At 66.7% G+C, this 21132-nt stretch carries 18 protein-coding genes; 9 read left to right on the plus strand and 9 right to left on the minus strand.

Translation table 11 applies throughout. The annotated features are described in order from the left end of the window. Positions 1–171 precede the first annotated feature (171 nt). Genes ABIE04_RS03195 through ABIE04_RS03210 form a run of 4 tightly spaced genes read right to left on the minus strand, consistent with a single transcriptional unit; the run spans position 172 to position 3743 of the window. Positions 172–783: a PqiC family protein gene (locus tag ABIE04_RS03195; RefSeq protein WP_354547128.1), complete on the minus strand. Its 612-nt coding sequence runs from the start codon at positions 781–783 to the stop codon at positions 172–174. Next, positions 780–2483, minus strand: a complete 1704-nt coding sequence (locus ABIE04_RS03200; RefSeq protein ID WP_354547129.1) for an intermembrane transport protein PqiB — start codon at positions 2481–2483, stop codon at positions 780–782. The genes ABIE04_RS03195 and ABIE04_RS03200 overlap by 4 nt, the downstream gene beginning before the upstream one ends. Further along, complete coding sequence (locus tag ABIE04_RS03205; protein WP_354547130.1) at positions 2476–3129, minus strand: paraquat-inducible protein A; 654 nt, start codon at positions 3127–3129, stop codon at positions 2476–2478. Before ABIE04_RS03205 ends, ABIE04_RS03200 begins: the two co-directional genes overlap by 8 nt. Further along, positions 3126–3743 (minus strand): paraquat-inducible protein A, encoded by a 618-nt coding sequence (locus ABIE04_RS03210; protein WP_354547131.1) that lies wholly within the window; start codon positions 3741–3743, stop codon positions 3126–3128. Before ABIE04_RS03210 ends, ABIE04_RS03205 begins: the two co-directional genes overlap by 4 nt. A 123-nt stretch (positions 3744–3866) precedes the next feature. Here ABIE04_RS03210 and trxA point away from each other — a divergent pair, with 123 nt between their 5' ends. After that, the gene (gene trxA / locus ABIE04_RS03215; protein WP_354547132.1) at positions 3867–4733 is read left to right on the plus strand and encodes a thioredoxin; all 867 of its coding nucleotides are present in this window, start codon (positions 3867–3869) and stop codon (positions 4731–4733) included. Between the two features lie 164 nt (positions 4734–4897). Next, the gene (locus ABIE04_RS03220; RefSeq protein WP_354547133.1) at positions 4898–5371 is read left to right on the plus strand and encodes a DUF4442 domain-containing protein; all 474 of its coding nucleotides are present in this window, start codon (positions 4898–4900) and stop codon (positions 5369–5371) included. Here ABIE04_RS03220 and ABIE04_RS03225 read toward each other — a convergent pair. The 3 genes from ABIE04_RS03225 to ABIE04_RS03235 all read right to left on the minus strand — a co-directional run bounded on the left by ABIE04_RS03225 (position 5368) and on the right by ABIE04_RS03235 (position 6906). After that, entirely contained in the window at positions 5368–6027 is a 660-nt protein-coding gene (locus ABIE04_RS03225; protein ID WP_354547134.1) for a hypothetical protein, read from the minus strand. The genes ABIE04_RS03220 and ABIE04_RS03225 overlap by 4 nt on opposite strands. Continuing rightward, entirely contained in the window at positions 6024–6548 is a 525-nt protein-coding gene (locus ABIE04_RS03230) for an RNA polymerase sigma factor (protein WP_354547135.1), read from the minus strand. The genes ABIE04_RS03225 and ABIE04_RS03230 overlap by 4 nt, the downstream gene beginning before the upstream one ends. Before the next feature lie 175 nt (positions 6549–6723). Further along, the gene (locus ABIE04_RS03235) at positions 6724–6906 is read right to left on the minus strand and encodes a hypothetical protein (RefSeq protein WP_354547136.1); all 183 of its coding nucleotides are present in this window, start codon (positions 6904–6906) and stop codon (positions 6724–6726) included. 319 nt (positions 6907–7225) lie between these two features. Between ABIE04_RS03235 and ABIE04_RS03240 the strand changes: the two genes are divergently transcribed. Beyond that, a complete protein-coding gene (locus ABIE04_RS03240; protein ID WP_354547137.1) occupies positions 7226–7945 on the plus strand; it encodes a hypothetical protein in 720 nt (239 codons plus the stop codon). Here the strand turns inward: ABIE04_RS03240 and ABIE04_RS03245 are convergent. After that, entirely contained in the window at positions 7902–8384 is a 483-nt protein-coding gene (locus tag ABIE04_RS03245) for a DUF488 domain-containing protein (protein WP_354547138.1), read from the minus strand. The genes ABIE04_RS03240 and ABIE04_RS03245 overlap by 44 nt on opposite strands. 177 nt (positions 8385–8561) lie before the next feature. Here ABIE04_RS03245 and ABIE04_RS03250 point away from each other — a divergent pair, with 177 nt between their 5' ends. From ABIE04_RS03250 to rapA, 6 genes are all read left to right on the plus strand, one after another. After that, positions 8562–9239 (plus strand): DUF502 domain-containing protein, encoded by a 678-nt coding sequence (locus tag ABIE04_RS03250; RefSeq protein ID WP_354547139.1) that lies wholly within the window; start codon positions 8562–8564, stop codon positions 9237–9239. Next, positions 9236–11077, plus strand: coding sequence for a M14 family metallopeptidase (locus ABIE04_RS03255; protein ID WP_354547140.1), 1842 nt, complete (start codon positions 9236–9238; stop codon positions 11075–11077). Before ABIE04_RS03250 ends, ABIE04_RS03255 begins: the two co-directional genes overlap by 4 nt. Positions 11078–11189: 112 nt before the next feature. Beyond that, positions 11190–13322 (plus strand): M13 family metallopeptidase, encoded by a 2133-nt coding sequence (locus ABIE04_RS03260; protein WP_354547141.1) that lies wholly within the window; start codon positions 11190–11192, stop codon positions 13320–13322. A gap of 362 nt (positions 13323–13684) precedes the next feature. Continuing rightward, positions 13685–16018 carry a catecholate siderophore receptor Fiu gene (locus ABIE04_RS03265; RefSeq protein ID WP_354547142.1) on the plus strand — a complete coding sequence of 778 codons (2334 nt, stop codon included), beginning with the start codon at positions 13685–13687 and terminating at the stop codon, positions 16016–16018. 59 nt (positions 16019–16077) lie between these two features. Further along, positions 16078–16755, plus strand: a complete 678-nt coding sequence (locus tag ABIE04_RS03270; RefSeq protein ID WP_354547143.1) for a Fe2+-dependent dioxygenase — start codon at positions 16078–16080, stop codon at positions 16753–16755. Positions 16756–16858: 103 nt separating this feature from the next. Continuing rightward, entirely contained in the window at positions 16859–19699 is a 2841-nt protein-coding gene (gene rapA, locus ABIE04_RS03275; protein WP_354547144.1) for an RNA polymerase-associated protein RapA, read from the plus strand. A gap of 46 nt (positions 19700–19745) precedes the next feature. On the opposite strand, the gene ABIE04_RS03280 is transcribed toward rapA, so the two are convergent. Further along, complete coding sequence (locus ABIE04_RS03280) at positions 19746–21107, minus strand: amino acid permease (protein WP_354547145.1); 1362 nt, start codon at positions 21105–21107, stop codon at positions 19746–19748. Between the last annotated feature and the right edge of the window lie 25 nt (positions 21108–21132).

The following is a 21132-nucleotide window of genomic DNA, read 5'->3' on the forward strand; positions in this document are numbered from 1 at the left end:
TGGATTTATTCAGTCGCGAGTCCGGCACATGTCCGTACTCGCTCCCGCGAAACAGGCACTTGCGTGCCTGCTTCGCGTTCCGGCCATCGGGCAACTGCTCCTGCGTTGCCTCAACTCGGGCGTCCTTGCCCTCGCCCTGGCCGGGCTGAGAGGCTGTTTACTCACAGCCTCTCAGCCGGGCGGGCAGGCAGGCGACTGGCCACCGCCGAGCGCCCGCGCCGCGGTGGCGATCTGCGCCGCCAGCCGGGCGATCGCGCGCTGATGGCCCTGCACCAGGGCGGGATAGCCCGGCCCCACCGCCTCGCTGATCCGGCTACTGCAGGCCAGCGCGGCGGGCTGGGTGCCGTGCAGCAGGCGCACGCTCCAGGCGGACTCGATCGAGGCATAGCTGCCGGGCGCGGAGTCGAACCGGCGCACGTCCAGCTTGATCCGCAGCAGCGGCTTGCCGTTGCCGGGCAGGCCGCTGACGTCCGCGCTGTGCAGCTCGCGCGCCAGGTCGGCCGACAGCGCGCTGCGCACCTCGTCGCCGAGCGGGGCGATCCAGCGCTCGCTGCCGAGCAGGGCCACGCCCTGCCCGCCCTCGCGCACCACCAGCTGCGGCTGGTCGACCTGTGCCGGCACGCCCACCGGCAGCAGCTCGAACGACGGCGATGGCGGAGTCGCCGTCTCGGCCGACTCGTCCGCCGGCGCAACCAAGGTGTAGTAGTGCAGCGGCGCCGAGGCGCACGCCGCCAGCAGCAGGCCGGCCGCCGCGATCCACAGATGCCTTCCGGTACGAATCATGGCTTGCTCCCTTGCGTCGGCTGGACCGCCGCTGGCGTGACGTTGACGGGTTCCACGCCGGCCGGCTTCGCGTCCGCGCGACGGCCGCGGATCAGCGACTCCGGATGACCGCCCAGGTAATCGGTCAGCACGCGCAGCGAACGCGCCATGCGCTGCACCTGCTCCAGCGTGGCGCCCAGGTTCTGCTGCAGCGGCGAGTCGCCGGCCAGCGCCTCGTTCGCCGTGCCCATGGTCTGCTGCACGCCGTGCAGGGTGTCCCTGACCGCCGGCAAGGTTTCGCCATTGACCTGCTTCAGCGTGCGATTGAGTCCGGCCAGGGTCTGGTCCAGGTTGCGCCCGATGCTGTCGAACGGGACTTTGTCGAGCTTGTCGACGATCCCGGCCATCTGCTCCTGCAGCTTGTCGAAGCTGCCCGGCACGGTGGGTATGGTCAGCGGTTTCGCGTTCGGGTCGAACGCCACCTTCGGCGTCTTCGGTATGAAATCCAGCGCCACGTACAGCTGGCCGGTGAGCAGGTTGCCGGTGCGCGCCTGCGCACGCAGGCCGTGATCGACCAGGCGGCCGATCATCTGCGACAGGTCGGGGTTCTCCCCGTGCGCCTTGGCCAGCGCCTCCAGCTTGTCGTAGGCGGCGCCCAGACGCTGCGGGTATATCACCGCGCCGACCAGCACCGGGAAGCGCTGCTTCTGCTCGTCGTAGTCGAGCCGCACCGACACCACCTTGCCGATGTTGATGCCGAGGAACTCCACCGGCGCATCCACCGCCAGCCCGCGCACCGACTGCTCGAAGCGCATGCGGATGTAGTGCGGGGTGCCGTCCGGTGGCGCCATCGCCGTGACCTGGTCGTCGAACAACTTGTACTCGTTGTCCTCCGGCGCCGGCGTGCTGTCGTGCGGCCCGGGCGGATCCTGGAACGCCACGCCGCCGGCCAGCACGGTGGCCAGCGATTGCGTGTTGAGCTTCAGCCCGTTCGCACCGATCGACACGTCCACGCCGCTGGCGTTCCAGAAGCGCGAGGAGCGGGTGACGAACTTGTCGTTGGGGCCGTCGACGAAGATCTGCAGCGAGACGCCCTTGCCGTCCTTGTCCAGCTGGTAGGACGCCACCCGGCCGACCTGGATGCGCCGGTAGTACACCGGCGAACCGATATCGAGCGAACCGAGGTCGTCGCTGTGCAAGGTGAAGCTGCGACCGGGCGCACCGTGGTTCACCGACGGCGGCGCCTCCAGCCCCTGGAACTCGTCCTCGTACTCGTTCGAGTTGCCCACGTCGGCGCCGATGAACGCACCCGACAGCAGGGTGTCGATGCCGGACACCCCGCCCAGCCCGATCCGCGGACGCACCACCCAGAAGCGCGTGTCCTTGCTGGCGAAGCTCTCGGCGCTCTTCTCCAGCGCCACGTTGACCAGCACGTGGCTGCGGTCGCCGCTGAGATGGATCTTGTTGACCCGGCCGATCACCACGTTCTTGTACTTCACCGGGGTCTTGCCGGCATCCAGCCCCTCGGCGCTCTGGAAGCTGATGGTGATCTGCGGCCCGGCCTGCAGCCAGTTGTTGATCACCAGCGACAGGCCGACCAGCGCCGCCAGCGCCGGGATCAGCCAGATCAGCGAGGCATTGAAGCGGCGCCGTTTCACCACCGGCCGCGGCAGCTCGCCGTTACCCGGCGGACCTTGTTCGATGTGGCTGTCGTCAGTCATCGGTATCCTTGCCATCCCAGATCAAGCGGGGGTCAAAACTCATCGAGGCCAGCATGGTCAACACCACGGTCAGGCCGAAGAAGATCACGCCGGGCAACGGTTCCACCAGGCTCAACACGCTGAAGCGCACCAGCGCCGTCAGCAACGCCACCACGAACACGTCCAGCATCGACCAGTAGCCGATCAGCTCGACCAGCCGATAGAGTTTTGCACGTTGCACCCGCGCCCAGCCGCTGCCTTGCTGGCTGCTCACCAGCAAGGTGCCCAGCGCGAGGAACTTCAGCACCGGCACCACGATGCTGGCAGTGAACACGATGACCGCCAGGTTCGGAGAACCGGCGCGCCACAATTCGACCACGCCGCTGATGATGGTGTTGTCGTCCACGTCGTTGAGGCTGGCGGTGCGCATGATCGGCAGCACATTGGCCGGGATGTACAGGATGAACGCGGCGATCAGCAGCGCCCAGGTTCGTACATAGCTGTTCGGCTTGCGCCGATGCAGGGTGGTGCCGCAGCGCGGGCACGCCATGTCGTCACCCACGCCGTCGCCATCCAGTCGCGCGTCGCCGGGCACGTTGCGGCACACCAGCCCGCATACCGTGCAGGCGATCAGGCCGAGTTCGCTGGCGCGCGGCAGCGCGCTCACGCAGCGCCCTCCGGCACATCGTCCCACAGCCGGCGCAGGTCCACGCCGGCGAAGATGGTGATCAGCAGGGTCAGCGCCGCGTACGCGTAGATGCCTGGGTCCGGCGTCACGTCGAAATAGGTGTGCGCCTTGACGATCGCCACCAGCGCGCCCAGCACGAACACCTCGCTCATCGTCCACGGCCCGAGGTAATGCAGGATCACCATCAGCCGCACGAAGCCCGGCGCGCGCCGCCCGGCCCGGGCGAACCACAGCAGCCAGCCCAGCAGCAGCATCTTCAGCAGCGGGAAGAAGAACAGCGTGGCGGCGACCAGCACCGAGACGACCTGGGCCTGCTCGCGCCACATCGCGAGGATCATGCCCCACAGCGTGGTGCTGCTCTGCTGGCCGCTCAGGCCCAGTGTCACGATCGGCCACATGTTCGCCTGCACGAACACGATCATCGCGGTCAGGATCAGCGCCAGCATCGCGTTCACGCTCAGCGCGTGGTGACGCTCCAGCTCCGCCTCGCAGCGTGCGCAGCGCGCCACGTCGCCGCGCGTCAGCGTGCGCCGGCGGTAGACCGTGTCGCAGTGCTCGCAGATCAACAGCGCTTCAGGTGAGCTCATGCCCATGCAGCCGGTGCCTTGCTTCGGCGTGACGTTCCGTGGATTCTCGCAAGTCTATCGTGAACGCGCCGCTTGATATGCTGGGCGACGCCCCGATCTGAACCGGCACCTGCCGAGCTGGAGTTTCCCGTGACCGATGCCGCCACCGTTTCCCATGTCTTCGACGTGGACCAGCAGAGCTTCGAAGCCGACGTCCTGCAAGCTTCGCTGACCACGCCGGTGCTGGTGGACTTCTGGGCCACCTGGTGCGAGCCGTGCAAGACGCTCGGCCCGATGCTGGAGAAACTCGCCGCCGAATACAACGGCGCGTTCCGGCTGGGCAAGGTCGACGTGGACACCCAGCAGGAACTGGCCGGCATGTTCGGCATCCGCAGCATTCCCACCGTGGTGCTGGTGAAGGACGGCCAGGTGCTCGACGGCTTCGCCGGCGTGCTGCCGGAAAGCCAGTTGCGCGAGTTCCTGTCGCGTCACGTGCAGCCGCTGGAGGCGCCCGCCGAACCCGCCGAAGAGGAAGCCGTGCAGGAAACCCCGGAGCAGGCGATCAACCGGCTGCAGCAGGCGATCGCCACCGGGCCGGACCAACCCGGACTCAAACTCGACCTGGCGCTGGCGCTGATGCATGCCGGCCAGATCGCCGCCGCCGAGGCGGAACTCGCCGCCCTGCCGGCGAACCTGGCCACCGACGCCCGCGCCGTGCGCCTGCGCAGCGAACTGGATCTGGCCCACGCACTGAAAGACGCGCCCGCCCTCGCCGAGCTGCAGCAGCGCGTGCAGGCCGACGACAGCGACTGGGCCGCGCGCGACCAGCTCGGCGTGCGCCTGCTGCTGGAAGGCGACGCCGACGCCGGCCTCGAGCAATTCCTGGTGATCCTGCAGAAAGCCCGAGACTGGAACGACGGCCAGGCGAAGAAGCGTCTGCTCGCCGCCTTCGCCACGCTCGACGATGCCGAGCTGGTGGGCCGCTACCGGCGGCGGATGGCTTCGTTGCTGTTCTGATCTGGCCCCTTGACGCGCGGGAGCGTAGGGCGGGCACTGCCCGCCGGCTTTCGCTCTGCGGCGATACGAAAAGCGGCGGACGGTGTCCGCCCTACGGAAGGCTGAATCCATACCTTCGCGTACGTTCGGGTAAGATTTCTCCATCTCCTGCCTGACGAGTCCGCATGCGCGCCTCCACCTTCCGCCGGCTGCTCAACTTGTGGCCGCCGTTCCTGATCAACGCGATCCGCGTGCAGTCGCTCAGCGACGACTACAGCGAGGCGAAGGTGGTGCTGCGGCTGCGCCCGTGGAACCGCAACTACGTGCGTAGCCAGTTCGGCGGCAACCTGTTCGCGATGGTCGACCCGTTCTGGATGCTGCTGGCGATGCACCAGCTCGGCAACGACTACTACGTATGGGACAAGGCCGGCACGATCGACTTCGTGGCACCCGGCCGCGAGGATGTCTACGCGCATTTCAGGCTGGAGCCGGCCGTGGTCGACGAACTGCGCGCGGCGGCTGCCGGCGGCGAAAAAGTGCTGCGCTGGTTCGAGACCGAAGTGAAGACCGCCTCCGGCGAAGTCATCGCGATCGTGCGCAAGCAGATCTACGTGCGGCTGAAGCCGAAAGCGCGCGTAACCTCACCGCTGTCGACCTAGTCCCGTTCGAAACGGGCGATCTCCCTGAGTACGGCTTCGGCGTTTCGCACGCTGCGACCGACCGCGCTGTCCTCCAGCGCGCGGGCATGCCCCAGGCGGCGCATGAGCCGGACCGCCAGCACGACCATCACCAGCCCAATCACGCTGCTCGATAGCGACCAAAGCAGGAAGGCGGCCTTGTCGTATGTCCACAGATCGAAGCCGTGCTCAGCCAAGCTCATCCACAGTACGGGAATCCAGATGAAGCAGGCGACCACCGCGTTTGCCGGCGCCTCGACGCACAGACGCCAGGCATGCAGATCGGCGAGCCGATGTTGGATCTCGACCACGGGCGCCGCATAGTCGATGCGCTGGATCAGATACAGGTTGCGTGCGGCGGAAACGATGAAAAGCAAGCCGCAGGCATTCACTAGCAAACCGCAGATCAGCAGGTGCGGAGCCTGCCGATGATCCGCCAAGAACGCCCCTCCCCACGCAGCAAAGATCACACCAAGAGCCAACTGGATCGCCTGACCCCAGGCCAGCGGACGCAGACCCCGACGGACCTTGTCCAGCTTGCCATCGCGGAACATGCTCAGCTGCAGCGCCTCCTGCCGTTCCAGCCGACGGTCGAGCCCCTGCCAAGCCTGCTTGAAGTCATCCAGTTCCATCGTCATGCCCTCACGGTGGTTACCGCGCCGGTCATCCGGCCGCGCAGTTTTTGCTTGATGCGACCGAGCTTGGTCGCCACGTTGGTTTCGCTGATGCCGAGCACGTCGGCGATCTCGGTGTAGCTGCGGTCTTCCAGGTACAGCAGGATCAGCGCGCGGTTCAGCGGATCGAGCTGGCCGATGACGGCGTACAGCGCAGTCAGCCGCTCGTCCTGTTCCGCGATCGGTTCGCCACCGCCGACGGTTTCCAGGTGATGCGTGTCCAACGGCTCGAAACGGTCGGCATCGGGCCAGCGCCGCGCCTGCGAGATCGCCACGTTCAGCGCGATGCGATACATCCAGGTGGAAAACTTCGCCCGCGCCGGGTCGTAGCCGCCGAACGAACGCCACAGCTGCGCGCTGATCTCCTGCACCAGGTCGTCGCGATCGGCCGCGCCGCGGCTGTACAGGCCAGCCACCTTGAACACGATCCGGCGATGCTCGTGCAGCAATGACTCGAAACGTTGCTGATGTTGTCTGCCGGTCATGGACGCCTGCTTCCCCGCGGTTCACCCCATGATTCGCAGGGTACGGAAAAAAATCACAGAACATGCGGCACGGCAGCGGTCGGTTCCGCAGGTCGTCAGGGAGGTAGCGAACCTCGACCGGGACGTGGCGAACCTCGACGGGGCGGTTGACCACCGCCCCGCCGAGGGTCGCGACTCAGGCCGCAGCCGGCTCCGGCACCACGCGGCTGCCGCGGGGGCCGGGGAAGCGCTGGCGCAGGTCGTCGTACACGTCCTGCGCGCCGTCACGGCCGTGGTGGGCCGCCTCGCGCACGCTCTGGTAGTACGCCAGGTCGGCCATCCACACTTCGCTGGCTACCAGTTGCAGAGTGTCAACCACCTGCGCAAGCTGGGCGAAAGGCTCGACACCGATGGCGCGTTTGCGGTGGAGCGGTTGCGGTATGTGTGAATATTAACGAGACCGCTGTGGGCAATAAGCCGGCAAGCCCCGCGTAAAGTAGCGACATCCCGGAACACGATCAGCAGAAGACCAGGTGAACAAGAAACGTTTGGACTGAATGACGGAATCAACCCAAGGGGGAACTGCGATGGCGCTTACAAGGATTGAACGCATCTTGATCTTGGCAAAGACCTATCCGTCTCCGAGCGTCCAGTACGTTGAGACGTCCTGTGTGGCAGGGATATCCGAGCACGGGTGCATGCGCAGGCTCTATCCGGTGCCGTTCCGGCTCATCGAAGAAAGCCAGAAATTCAAAAAATGGCAATGGGTCGAGCTGCGTGTCGAAAAGGCGATCAGGGATCACCGCCCAGAAAGTCACAAGGTCTACGTCGACGACATCGTTTGCGGCGAGCAGATCGACACCAGGCGCGGTTGGGCGGAGAGACGGCCGTGGCTGGAAAAAATACCGACTTTCGACAACCCCGAAGCGATGGACGCGGCACGCCTCAGTGAAGGTATATCCCTTGCGCTGCTACGGCCTCGCCAGGTTCTTGGGCTGGACATCATCTCCGCGCGTCACACGGACTGGACCCGTGAAGAAAGGGAAAAGCTGACACGCGAACTTATGCAGGGCGATCTGTTTTCAGAAGCGGAAGTTCAACGAGAAATGCGCCAGTTGCGCAAGGTTCCTTTCGACTTCTACTACCGGTGCATCTACAGCACGCCCGACGGTGAACGCGAATACAGTCAAAAGATCATCGACTGGGAAGCAGGCGCCCTCTTCTGGAGGTGCCGCCAGAGCCATGGCGATAACTGGGAGCAGCCTTTCCGCGCAAAGCTGGAGCACGACCTGATTGGAAAAGACCTGATGTTTCTGATGGGCAACCAGCACCGCTTTCAACATCAATGGCTCATCGTCAGCCTCATCTATCCACCTAAGCTGCCGCCGCAAGCGGGCGGCCAGGCTTCCCTTTTTTAGCCTCGGCCACATCGATGTGCTGTACGTCGATGTCGAACCGTTCATGCAGTGCGTCCGCCACGAACGATCGATGGCAGCGGGTGTAATCGGCCTCAAAGCACAAAAGTGCGCATCGCGACTCCGCGGCTGCCGCCGCAAGTTCTTCAAGCGCGTCGCCTTGCCCATCCAGGTACTGGAGAAAGCCTTTGGTGTACTGCTTCCAGCTTCCGTCTTTCTTGTAGCGATCTCTCACTTCTTTCGGGCAACCAAGCTGGACCATGTGGACATAGTCGAGTCCAGAATCAGCGAGGATGTCCGACAACCCTCGCTTGGAAAAACCCGGCTTGCGGGACAGTGGCAGCTCGCGTATGTCGACGACGGTACGAACGCCATACTTGATGAGCAGCGACAAAAAGGCCTGGATATCGAGCCCCTCGTATCCGATGGTGCAAATGGTCATGGTGAAACCTCCAAGATGGCGGAATGGTAGTCGATGGGCGAATCACCAAGGGTGAAACGAGTCATCCATTGCCAAATCTCCCCAGACAGAGCCGGGACAAATGGGCTGTAGCGCACGTGCCGGATGAGCACCACCGTCGCCTACAATGCGAAGGCCCTCCATATTCCGGACCACTTCATGCCCCGCCTGCGCGTCAAACGCTACCTCCTCACCGGCCTGCTCACCTTCATTCCGTTGTGGGTGACCTGGCTGGTGTTCAAGTTCGTGCTGGGCATGCTGGCCGGCATCGGCGCGCCGCTGGTCGCCGCACTGCTGAACGGCCTGGCGCTGGTGGCGCCGCATACGGCCGAGTCGCTCAAGATGGAGTGGCTGGTCTTCATCGTCGCGCTGGTGATCACGCTGGGCGCGCTTTACCTGCTCGGCTTCGTGGCGAACCGGGTGATCGGCCAGCGTTTCATCAATGCGTTCGACGGCTTGCTCGCGCGCATTCCTCTGGTGCAGACGATCTACGGCGGCACCAAGAAGCTGATGGCGGTGCTGCAGAACAAGCCGTCCGGGGTGCAGCGCGTGGTACTGGTGGATTTCCCGCGCCGCGGCATGAAGGTGGTGGGCTTCGTCACGCGGGTGATGATCGAGGAAGGCAGCGGTCGCGAGATGGCGGCGGTGTACATACCGACCACGCCGAATCCCACCGGCGGTTATCTGGAAGTGGTGCCGCTGGACGAACTCACGCCGACCGACTGGACGATGGACCAGGCCATGGCCTTCATCATTTCCGGCGGCGCGGTGGCGCCCGATACGCTGCCCGCCTCGCCTGCGCTGCCGCGCCGCGACGAAACCGGGAACCCTGCATGAGCCTGCGCCGCGTGCTGCTGTCCCTCCTGTTTGGTATTGCCGCCACGTCCGCACATGCGGCTGGCCCAGATGCGACCGACTGGACCACCCCGGCCGAAGCCGCCCAGTTCCGCACCACGCCCAGCTACGCCGACACGCTCGGTTATCTGCGGCGGCTGCAGCGGGCCGCGCCGGGCGTAATCCATCTGGAAACTTTCGGCAGCACACCCGAAGGCCGGCCGATGACGGTGGTGATCGCCAGTGGCGACGGCACGTTCGATCCGGCCGCCGCGCGCGCCGCGCACAAACCCGTCGTGCTGCTGCAGGCCGGCATCCACCCCGGCGAGATCGAGGGCAAGGACGCCGGGTTGATGTTGCTGCGCGATATCGCGGTCACCGGCAAGTACCCGCACCTGCTCGACCATGCGGTGCTGGTCTACATCCCGGTGTTCAGCGTGGACGGCCACGAGAATGCTTCGCCGTACCACCGCATCAACCAGAACGGCCCGGACAGCATGGGCTTCCGCGGCCAGTCGCAATACCTCAACCTCAACCGCGACTATGTGAAAGCCGATGCGCCGGAAATGCGCGCATGGCTGAAGCTGTGGCAGCGCTGGCTGCCGGACTTCCTGATCGACGTACACACCACCGACGGCGCCGACTACCAGTACGACCTCACCTGGTACACCGAAGACCCGCACAAGCTCGATCCCGCGGTGAGCGCATGGCAGCACGACGCGATCGTCAACCACGCCATACCCGCATATGAAAAGCGCGGACACCTCGCCTCGATCTACCTGGAGTTCAAGGACGGCCGCGACCCGCGCTTGGGGCTAGTGAACTTCGGCTCCGGCCCGCGCTTCTCCACCGGCTACGCCGCGCTGCAGAACCGACCCGCGCTGCTGATCGAGACGCACATGCTGAAGCCGTACGCGAACCGCGTGCGGGCCGTCTACGACTTGGTCGAGCTGATGCTGGAACAGATCGGTGCGCACCCGGCCGCCCTGCTCGCCGCCACCGCGAAGGCGGATGCCGACACCGTTGCCCGCGCCCGTGATGCGAACGCGCGCGTGGCGCTGACCTTCAAGCCCGATCCGCAACCGACGATCTTCGAACTCAAGGGCTACGCGTTCACGCTGAGCCACAGCGACATTTCCAACAGCGAGTGGATCCGCTACGACCCCGGCCAGCCGAAGAACTACACGATCGACAACTGGAACGGCCTGCTGCCGGACCTGTCGATCGCCCCACCGGCCGCGTACGTGGTGCCGGCGCCATGGACCGCGATCATCGACAGGCTCGACGCCCACGGTATCCGCTACCGGCGCACCGAACGAGCGCAGACGCTCCGTGCCGAGGGCTACCAGCTCGACGACCCGGCCTGGGCCAGCCGGCCGTTCGAAGGCCACCTGATGCTGCGCGACTTCACCCTGCACGCCGTGCCGCGCGAGGTGACCCTGCCAGCCGGCTCGGCGATCGTGCCGCTGGACCAGCGCGCCGCCAACGTGGCGATCGAGCTGCTCGAACCGCAGGCGCCGGACTCGCTGCTGCGCTGGGGCTACCTCGATGCGGTGTTCGAGGCCAAGGAATACGGCGAACCGCGCGTGGTGGAACGGCTGGCGCGCGAGATGCTGGCCAAGGACCCGGCGCTGAAGGCCGCGTTCGCGCAGAAGCTGCATGACGATCCCGCGTTCGCCGCCGACTCCCGCGCCCGGCTGATGTTCTTCTTCGAACGCTCGCCCTGGTACGCCGCCCAGCACGTCGGCGCCTACCCCGTGCTGCGCCTGGACGCCGCACAGCTGCAGCATGTGTCGGCGCCTGTCCAGTCCACCGGCGGCCACGGCACCCCTGACCTTTGACACTGTGCCACCCATGACGTTTGACCTAGCGTGAACGGCCATGCCCGCGTTCCGGGGGGGGACCCGACGGCGCGGCCAGACGACACCACCCATCATCCACAGAGGGAAATCCATGACCAAGCAGTATCTGAAGCCCCTGGCGCTGGCACTGGCCGTAAGCGCCGCCCTGACGCTGGGCGCCTGCGGCAAGCAGGAACCGGCCGCCAACGCGCCGGCCGGCACCGCCAGCACCGCCCCGGCCGCCAGCAGCACCACCGCTGCCGCCGATCTGGGCAAGAGCATTTTCGACGTCAGCGAACTCGGTGACAGCGCGCTGGCCTGCCAGGACTTCAACGGCTTCGTCAACGCCAAGTGGGTGGCCGCCAACCCGATCCCGGCCGATCGCACCCGCTGGGGCGCGTTCGACCAGCTGGCCGAGGCCAGCCTGAACACCCAGCACGACATCGTCGACAAGGCCGCCAAGGGCGCCGCCACGGCCAAGGCCGGTTCGATCGAGCAGAAGATCGGCTTGCTGTTCCAGTCCGGCATGGACGAAGCGGCGATCGAGAAGGCCGGATTCGATCCGATCAAGCCGAAGCTCGACGCCATCGCCGGCCTGAAGAACGGCGGCGACGTGGCCGACTACATCACCAAGAGCTACGTCGGCGGCGACGGCCAGGTGTTCGCGTTCGGCTCCGGCGCCGACTTCCAGCACGCCGACATGCAGATCGCGTACGCCAACGAAGCCGGCCTGGGCTTGCCGACCAAGGATTACTACAGCGACGCCAAGTACAAGGACATCCGCGACGCCTACGTCGACTACATCGCCAAGGCGCTTGAGCTGACCGGCGTGGCCGAGGCCGACGCCAAGAAGCAGGCTGCCGACGTGCTGGCCTTCGAAACCCAGCTGGCCGCCGCGTCGCTGAGCCGCGTCGACGAACGCGACCCGAAGAACCAGTACCACTTCGTCAGCGTCAAGGACGCCGATCGGGCCACCCCGCACTTCAGCTGGGAGAAATTCTTCGTCGCCCAGGGCGTGACCGTGGACAAGGGCTTCTCGCTGTCGCAACCGAAGTTCTTCGCCGAGTTCGACAAGCTGCTCGCCAAGGCACCGATCGCCCAGTGGCAGGCGTACCTGCGCTTCCACACCATCGACGACGCCTCCAACTACCTGGGCAAGAACTTCCAGGACAACAAGTTCGCGTTCTACGGCAAGACCCTGTCCGGCCAGCCGGAACAGAAGGCCCGCTGGAAGCGCGTGCTGGGTGCCGTCAACGGCTCGATGGGCGAGGCGCTGGGCCAGCTGTACGTGGCCGAGATGTTCAAGCCCGAAGCGAAGGCGCGCGCGCAGGAACTGGTCGACAACGTGCGCAACGCACTGAAGGCGCGCATCCAGAACCTCGACTGGATGAGCGACGAGACGAAGACCAAGGCGATCGCCAAATGGGATACGTTCCTGCCGAAGATCGGCTATCCGGACAAGTGGCGCGACTGGTCGGGCCTGAACGTCACCGGTGACAACTACTACGGCAACGTGATGGCCGCGGCGAAGTTCAACTACGACTACGACATCGCCAAGATCGGCAAGCCGACCGACCGCAAGGAATGGGGCATGACCCCGCAGACGGTCAATGCGTACTACAACCCGACCGACAACACGATCAACTTCCCGGCCGCGATCCTGCAGCCGCCGTTCTTCGATGCCAAGGCCGACGACGGGATCAACTACGGCGGCATCGGCGCGGTGATCGGCCACGAGGCCAGCCACGGTTTCGACGACGAAGGCAGCCAGTTCGACGGCGCCGGCAACAACGTCAACTGGTGGAGCAAGGCCGACCGCGAGAAGTTCGACGCGCGCACCGACAAGCTGGTCGCCCAGTTCGACGCCTACACGCCGATCAAGGACAAGCCGGATGCGCACGTCAACGGCAAGCTGACCCTGGGCGAGAACATCGGCGACCTGGGTGGCCTGAACGCGGCCTACGACGCACTGCAGGTCGCGCTGAAGAAGAATCCCGAGGAAGCCGGCAAGCAGATCGATGGCTACACCCAGGACCAGCGCTTCTTCCTGAACTGGGCCCGCGTGTGGCGTGGTTCCATCCGCGAGAAGCAGGCCGTGCTGCAACTCAACACCGACCCGCACGCCCCGGCTTCGCTGCGCGCGATCGGCGCCCCGTCGAACATGCCGGCCTTCGCCAGCGCGTTCCAGTGCAAGCCGGGCGACGCGATGGTGCGTGCGGACGACAAGCAGGTGAAGATCTGGTAAGTCGGCACCACCCGACGCCGCAGTTCATCGCGGCGTGAACTCAAGGCCCCGCATGCGAATGCGGGGCCTTTTTCGTGGAACGGCCTTCGATGTTTCGCCGCCACGGAAGCGCGAATCTGTATTCATGTATTGCAAATCATTCTCATTAAAAATATCGTATGCAACTGCGCCGGCCGGTGGTGCGCTTCGTAACCACGCATCGGCCGGGCTTCGGGGGCACGCCGGTCCGCGCGACGCACGCAGCCAGCCAGCCGCGTCCCCGGTCCATCCGAAACCTGCCTCCAGCCATTGCGAAACACCTGCATTCGCCAGACCCGCCAGGCCCTGTCGACACGCACGCAACATCCATCAACGGAATCCCCATGTCATCCATCAAATCGCGCAAACACGCCGTCGGCTCCCGCAGGCAACCATCGACGGCGGGCATGCTGACAGCCGCGACGCTGGTCACCGGCCTGGCACTGGTCCACCCCGCGATAGCCGCCGACGTATCACCCTCTCCCGACGCCCAGATCGCCACCGCCAAGAACCTGCCGGGCGTGAAGGTGGAAGCCGTCACCGGCAACGACTACCGCGTCGACAAGCTGTCCTCGCCGAAATACACCCAGCCGCTGCTGGACACCACGCAGACCATCAGCGTGATCACCAAGGAGCTGATCCAGCAGCAGGGCGCCACCACGCTGACCGAGGCGCTGCGCAACAGCCCGGGCGTGGGCACCTTCTATGTTGGCGAGAACGGCAGCACCAACACCGGCGACAGCATCTACATGCGCGGTTTCGACACGTCCGGCAGCATCTTCGTCGACGGCGTGCGCGACCTCGGCTCGATCTCGCGCGACGTGTTCAACGTGGAGCAGGTGGAAGTGGCCAAGGGTCCGGCCGGCACCGACTACGGCCGCACCGCGCCCACCGGCTCGGTGAACCTAGTCAGCAAGCAGCCGCAGCTGGGCAACGGCATCTCCGGTTCGATCGGTTACGGCAGCGGCCAGCACCGGCGCGCCACTGCCGACTGGAACCGGACGCTGGGCGAGCACGCCGCCTTCCGCCTCAACGTGATGGGCCAGGACAGCGGCGTGCCGGGACGCGACAAGGTCGAGAACGACCGCTGGGGTATCGCCCCCTCGCTGGCGTTCGGCCTGAAGACGCCGACCCGCGTCTATCTCGACTTCCTGCATGTGCGGCAGAACAACCTGCCCGACGGCGGCGTGCCCACCATCGGCCTGCCCGGCTACACCAGCCCCGATCCGGCGCGTCCGTTCCTCACCGACGCCGCCATGGTCGACCCGCAGAATTTCTACGGCACCAGGGCCGACCACGACGACGTGGAGGCGGACATGTTCACCGCCATCGTCGAACACGACGTCTCGCCCGACGTGGTCCTGCACAACACCACGCGCTGGGGCCGCACGCACCAGGACTACCTGCTGACCTCGTTCCGTGGCGATACCGCCAACCTGCTCACCCCGGACGCCGCCGATCCTTCGACCTGGACCATCGCGCGCAGCCTGCCGACCTTCAAGGACCAGACCAATCGCATCCTCACCAACCAGACCAACGTCACCGCGAATTTCGACACCGGCGGCATCACGCACAACCTCAGCGCCGGCATCGAGCTGACCCGGGAAAAGTCCGGCACGGTCGGCTTGGCCGCGCTCAACGGCAGCGCGTGGCCGGCGGCGAACCTGTACCACCCGAACGCCGACGTCAGCGGCCTGGTCTACGGCCGCACCGGGGCGCATAGCGAGGGCCAGACCGATACCGAGGCCGCCTACCTGTTCGATACGCTGAAGTTCAACGAGCAATGGCAGGTCAACGCCGGCATGCGGCTGGACCACTACACCACCGACTTCAGCAGCATGGTGGTCTGCGGCGCCCGCAACGGCCCGGCCTGTGGCGTCCTGCCGGCCGGCAGCGTGCTGCCCGGCGTGGACAGCAGCAAATCCGGCAACCTGCCCAACTACAAACTCGGCGTGCTGTACAAGCCTGTCGCCAACGGCAGCGTCTACGCGAACTTCGCCGTGTCGCAGGAACCTCCGGGCGGCAACACGCTCACTCTCAGCAGCGCCGCCAACAGCGCCGACAACCCGAACCTCGACCCGCAGAAGGCGCGCACGATCGAGCTGGGCACGAAGTGGGACCTGCTCGGCGAGAAGTTGCTGCTGACCGGCGCGCTGTACCGCACCACCGTCAGCAACGACCTCGTGCAGGACCCGGTCGACCTGCAGTACTACCAGATCGGCAGGAAGCGCGTGCAGGGCATCGAACTGAGCGCGGTCGGCAAGCTCAGCGACAACTGGGCGGCCAGCGCCGGCTACACCATCATGGACGCCAAGGTGCTCACCGGCAAAGCCGTGGCCAACGATGGCTCCAGTGACCTGGCCTACACGCCGAAGAGCGCGTTCACCGCGTGGACCACCTATCACCTGCCGTTCAACCTCACCATCGGCGGTGGCGCCCGCTACGCCGGCGAGATGAAGCGCGGTACCGACGGGGCGGTCGGCACGCCGGCCTACACCGAGGCGTACTGGGTGTTCGACGCCATGGCCAGCTACCCGGTCAACAAGCACGTCGACCTGCAGTTGAACCTGTACAACCTGTTCGACAAGGACTACGTCGCGGCGATCAACAAGAGCGGCTACCGTTACACCCCCGGCACGCCGCACGCGGCCATGCTCACCGCCAACCTGCGCTTCTGATCCGAGAGACTGCACCGCCCTGCTCCTCTTTCGGCGCAGGGCCCCCTCAGGAACCCGCCATGCTGCTGCACATACCCGACGTCCTCAGCCGCGAACAGGTCATGCAGATGCGCGCCATGCTCGACGCGGCCGACTGGACCGACGGCCGCGAGACGGTCGGCGCGCAAGGCGCGCAGGTGAAACGCAACCAGCAGTTGCCGGATGCCTCGCCGCTGCGCCAGCAACTGGGCCAGCTCGTGCTGGCCGCGCTGGCAAGGAACCCGCTCTACCATGCGGCAGCGTTGCCGCTGCGCACCCTGTCGCCGCGTTTCAACCGCTATCAGGGCGGAGGCCAGTACGGTTTCCACGTCGACGGCGCCGTGATGGCGCTGTCGAGCGATGCGCAGTTGCGCAGCGACGTTTCCTGCACGCTGTTCCTCAGCGAGCCGGACGAATACGACGGCGGCGAGCTGATCGTCAACGACACCTACGGCGAACACGAAGTGAAACTGCCGGCCGGCGACCTGATCGTCTATCCGTCGAGCAGCCTGCACCGCGTCACGCCAGTGACCCGCGGTGCGCGCGTGGCCGCGTTCTTCTGGGTGCAAAGCCTGATTCGCGACGACAGCCGGCGGCGCCTGCTGTTCGAGCTGGACGCCTCGATCCAGCGCCTGACCCAGGGCGGCGCCGATGCCGCCTCGCTGCTGCAGCTGAGCGGCGTCTACCACAACTTGCTGCGCCAGTGGGCCGAAACCTGAGCGCACGACGCGGCCGCCGAATGGCCGTCGCAGCCCGCCATGGTTCCCAGCGCGCGCCGCGGGGCGGATAATCGTCGGCCCCCTGAAGCAACCCGGCTGAAAAATGTTCGTTCCTGGTCAACGCTGGATCTCCTCCGCCGAACCCGAGCTTGGCCTCGGCACCGTCCTGCGCGTCGAAGGGCGCGGGGTACAGGTGCTGTTCGCCAAGGCCGGCGTGCTGCGCCCGTACGCGATCGACTCGGCGCCGCTGATCCGCGCCGAGTTCCGCGCCGGCCAGCGCGTCGCCGGCAAGGGCATCGCGTTCCTGGTCGAGCGCGTCGAGATCAAGGACGAGCTGCTGATCTATCGTGGCGAGGGCCGCGAGTTGCACGAAGGACAGCTCGACGACGAGCAGAGCGTGAGCCAGGCCGATGACCGCCTGGTCGGCGGCCGCACCGATGCTGTGGCGCAGTTCGAGCTGCGCCTGGAAGGCCTCAAGCGGCGTGCCGAGGCACGCCGTTCGCCGATGTGGGGCCTCGGTGCGGCACGCATCGGACTGGTGCCGCACCAGCTGCGCGTGGCTGGCATCGCCTCCGCGCGGCGGCCGCCGCGAGTGCTGCTGGCCGACGAGGTAGGCCTGGGCAAGACCATCGAAGCGGGCATGGTCATCGCGCGCCAGCTCGCCACCGGACGCGCTTCGCGCGTGCTGCTGCTGTTGCCCGACACCCTGGTGTACCAGTGGTTCGTGGAAATGCTGCGCCGCTTCAACCTCAGCTTCGCGATCTACGACGAGGAGCGCTGCGAAGCGCTGGAGCAATCCGGCGACGCCGGCAATCCGTTCGAGGACGAGCAGTTGGTGATCGCCGACTTCGGCTTCCTGGAGAACTCGCCGAAGCACGCCCAGCAGTTGCTGGAAGCGCCGTGGGACCTGCTGGTGGTGGACGAGGCGCATCACCTGGCGTGGTCGCCGGAGACAGCCAGTCCGCGCTACACGATGGTGGAGAAGCTGGCTGCGGCGATCCCCGGCGTGATCCTGCTCACCGCCACCCCGGAGCAGCTTGGCCGCAGCGGCCACTTCGCCCGCCTGCGCCTGCTCGATCCGCAGCGCTACCACGATCTGGACGGCTATCTGGCCGAAGCGGACACCTACCTGGCGCTGTCGAAGATCGCCGACCGCCTGCTCGACGGCAAGCCGCTCGACGACGCCCAGCGCGCCGCCCTGGCCGAGGCGTTCCACGGCGACGCCGTGCTCAGCGCGCGGCTGGCCGACCCGACCAAGGCGGAGAACGCGCGCGAACTGCTGGCTGCACTGATCGACCGCCACGGCACCGGCCGCGCGATGTTCCGCAACAACCGCGCCGGTGTGGGCGGCTTTCCGAAACGCCTGCCCGAGTGGCATCTGCTGGACGCCGACCGGCTCGACGAAAGCACGCGCCAGGCGCTCCTGGCCGAATTCCACGCCGACATCCAGCAGCCGTCGCCGCTGATCGAGGTCGACTACGCCGCCGACCCGCGCATCGACACCCTGATCGCCCTGCTCGATCGGCACCCGCAGGACAAGTTCCTGCTGATCTGCCGCAGCCAGGCCAAGGTGCTGGCGCTGGAGGAAGCGCTGCGCACGAAGAGCGGCGTCGGCGTGGCGCGTTTCCACGAAGGCCTCAGCATCGTGCAGCGCGACCGCAACGCCGCGTACTTCGCCCAACCCGACGGCGCGCGCCTGCTGCTGTGTTCGGAGATCGGCTCGGAAGGCCGCAACTTCCAGTTCGCGCACCGGCTGGTGCTGTGGGACCTGCCGCTGGATCCGGACCTGCTCGAACAGCGCATCGGCCGGCTCGACCGGATCGGCCAGAAGCATGACATCGACATCCATATCCTCGCCGTGGCCGACAGTGCCCAGCACGTGCTGGCGCGCTGGTACGACGAGGGCGTCGATGCCTTCCGCATGAGCCCGGCCGACGGTCGCGAACTGCTGCGCCGCTATGGCGAGGCGCTGACCCGGCTGGCCGACGAGCATGCGCGCGGCGACGACAACCGCGACCAGGAACTGGACGCGCTGCTGGCCGAGACCCGCGCCAGCCACGAGCAGATGGCCCAGCTGATCCGCCGCGGCCGCGATCATCTGCTGGAGCTGGCTGCCAGCCGCGACCTGCACGCCGACGAGCTGCAGCAGGCCTTTGCCCGCGAAGACCACGATCCCGGCCGCGACGCCTTCGTGCAACGCTTGCTGGAGGCCTTCGGCATCCACGCCGAGGAACTCGGCGGCCAGGTGCTGCTGCTCGACCCGCAATACCTGTCCACCGACGCTCTGCCCGGCTTCGCCGACGGTCCGCAGTCGGTGACGTTCGCGCGCGAGGTGGCGCTGTCGCGCGAGGAACTGCCGCTGCTGCGGCTCGACCACCCGCTGGTCGCCGGCGCCATGGACTTGGCGCTATCCGGCGAGCAGGGCAACGCCGCCTTCATGGTCGACGATGTGCTGTCGCCGCGTACTGCGCTGCTGCAGGCGGTGTTCGTGCTGGAATGCGTGGCCGACCGCCGGCTCGACGCCGAGCGCTTCCTGCCGATCCTGCCGATCGTGGTCACCGTCGACACCCGGCTCGCCGAACGTGCCGATTTCGCACCCAGCGAGATCGCGTTGCGCAAGGCCAGCGACCGCAACATCGAAGTGGCGCGCTACCGCAAATTCCTCGGCAAGCTGGTGCCGCCGATGCTGGAGCGCGCCGAGGCACTGGCCGGCACACGCGGGCAGGCGCGCATCGACGAGGCCGTGAACCTGGCCACGGAGACACTGGATGCGGAACTGTCGCGCCTGCGGGCGCTGCACGCGGTGAACCCGTCGGTCAGCGAGGCGGAAATCGCGGCCATCGTCGCCGAACGCTCCGAGTTGCTGGCCGCTCTGCCGCAATCGCGCCTGCGGCTGGATGCGGTGCGCTTCGTGGTCAGCGCGGACTTCCTCGCGCTGCGCTGAGGCCTACCCTCCCCGCGTGCGGGAAGAGTCCGCGGCGGAACCGCCCTCAGACCGACGCCGACGCCACGCGCATGCGCTGCCCGATGCCGCCCACGCGGTAACCCACGGTCAGCAGCGCCAGCCAGACCACGCCCACGTACAGCGCCACGCGGGTGTCCGCGCTGTAGCCGAGCATCACCAGCACGAACGCGAGAAATGCCAGGCAGATCACGCTGCTCAGCGGGAACCAGCGCAACCGGAAGGCCAGCGGCACGGGCTGCTGCCGGCGGAAGCGCCAGTGCGCCACCAGCACCATGCCCCAGGTCCACACCGTATTGAACGCGAGGATCGACATCATCATGCCGAAGATGCGCCCGGGCACCAGGTAGTTCATCAGCACGCCGAACAGCAGGAACACCAGCGTCACCAGCACCCCGCTCACCGGCACGCCTTGCGCGCTCAGCCGACCCATCGCCATCGGCGCCTGCCCCTTCGTCGCCAGGCTGTGCAGCATGCGGCTGCCGCTGAACATGGTGGAGTTGAAGCTGGACAGCGCCGCGGTGATCACCACGAAATTGATCAGGCCCGCCGCCTGCGGAATGCCCAGCTTGGCGAACGTGGTGACGAACGGGCTGCCCTGCGTGCCCAGTTCGTTCCACGGGTAGATCGCCATGATCACGAGCAGCGCGCCGACGTAGAAGATGAGGATGCGCCAGATCACCGAATTCACCGCGCGCGGGATGGTGCGCTCGGGATGCGCGGCCTCGGCCGCCGCCATGCCGATCGTCTCGATCCCGCCGAAGGAGAACACCAGCACCGGCAGCGCCAGCACCATGCCGGTGAGGCCGTTGGGGAACCAGCCGCCGTGCGACCACAGGTTCGACAACCCCATCGGATGCCCGCCGTTGCCCCAGCCCAGCCCGATGATCGCGGCGCCGCCGAGGATCATTAGCACCACCGTCAGCACCTTGATCAGCGCGAACCAGAACTCCAGCTCGCCGTAGACCTTCACCGCCATCAGGTTCAGCCCGCCGATCATCGCCACGCTGCCGAACGCCCAGATCCACTGCGGCAACTCGGGAAACCACGCCTTCATGTAGATGCCGACCGCCGTGCTCTCGGCGATGCCCACGCCCATCATCAGGATCCAGTAGTTCCAGCCGGTGAGGTAGCCGGCAAACGGGCCGAGGTACTTGTGCGCGTAAGTGCTGAACGAGCCGGCGATCGGCTCGTGCGCGGCCATCTCGCCCAGCGCGCGCATGATGATGAAGATCATCGCGCCGCCGAACAGGTAGGCGAACAGCAGCGACGGCCCAGCCAGCTGGATCGTGCTGGCCGAGCCGAGGAACAGGCCGGCGCCGATGCACATGCCCAGTGCCATGAAGGTGATGTGGCGCGGGGTGAGCTGGCGCTGGAGGGTCTGGGTCATGGGGGGCGTTCGCGGCGTGAAAGCG

It is taken from the genome of Rhodanobacter soli, assembly GCF_040548735.1.
Lineage (GTDB): Bacteria > Pseudomonadota > Gammaproteobacteria > Xanthomonadales > Rhodanobacteraceae > Rhodanobacter > Rhodanobacter soli_A.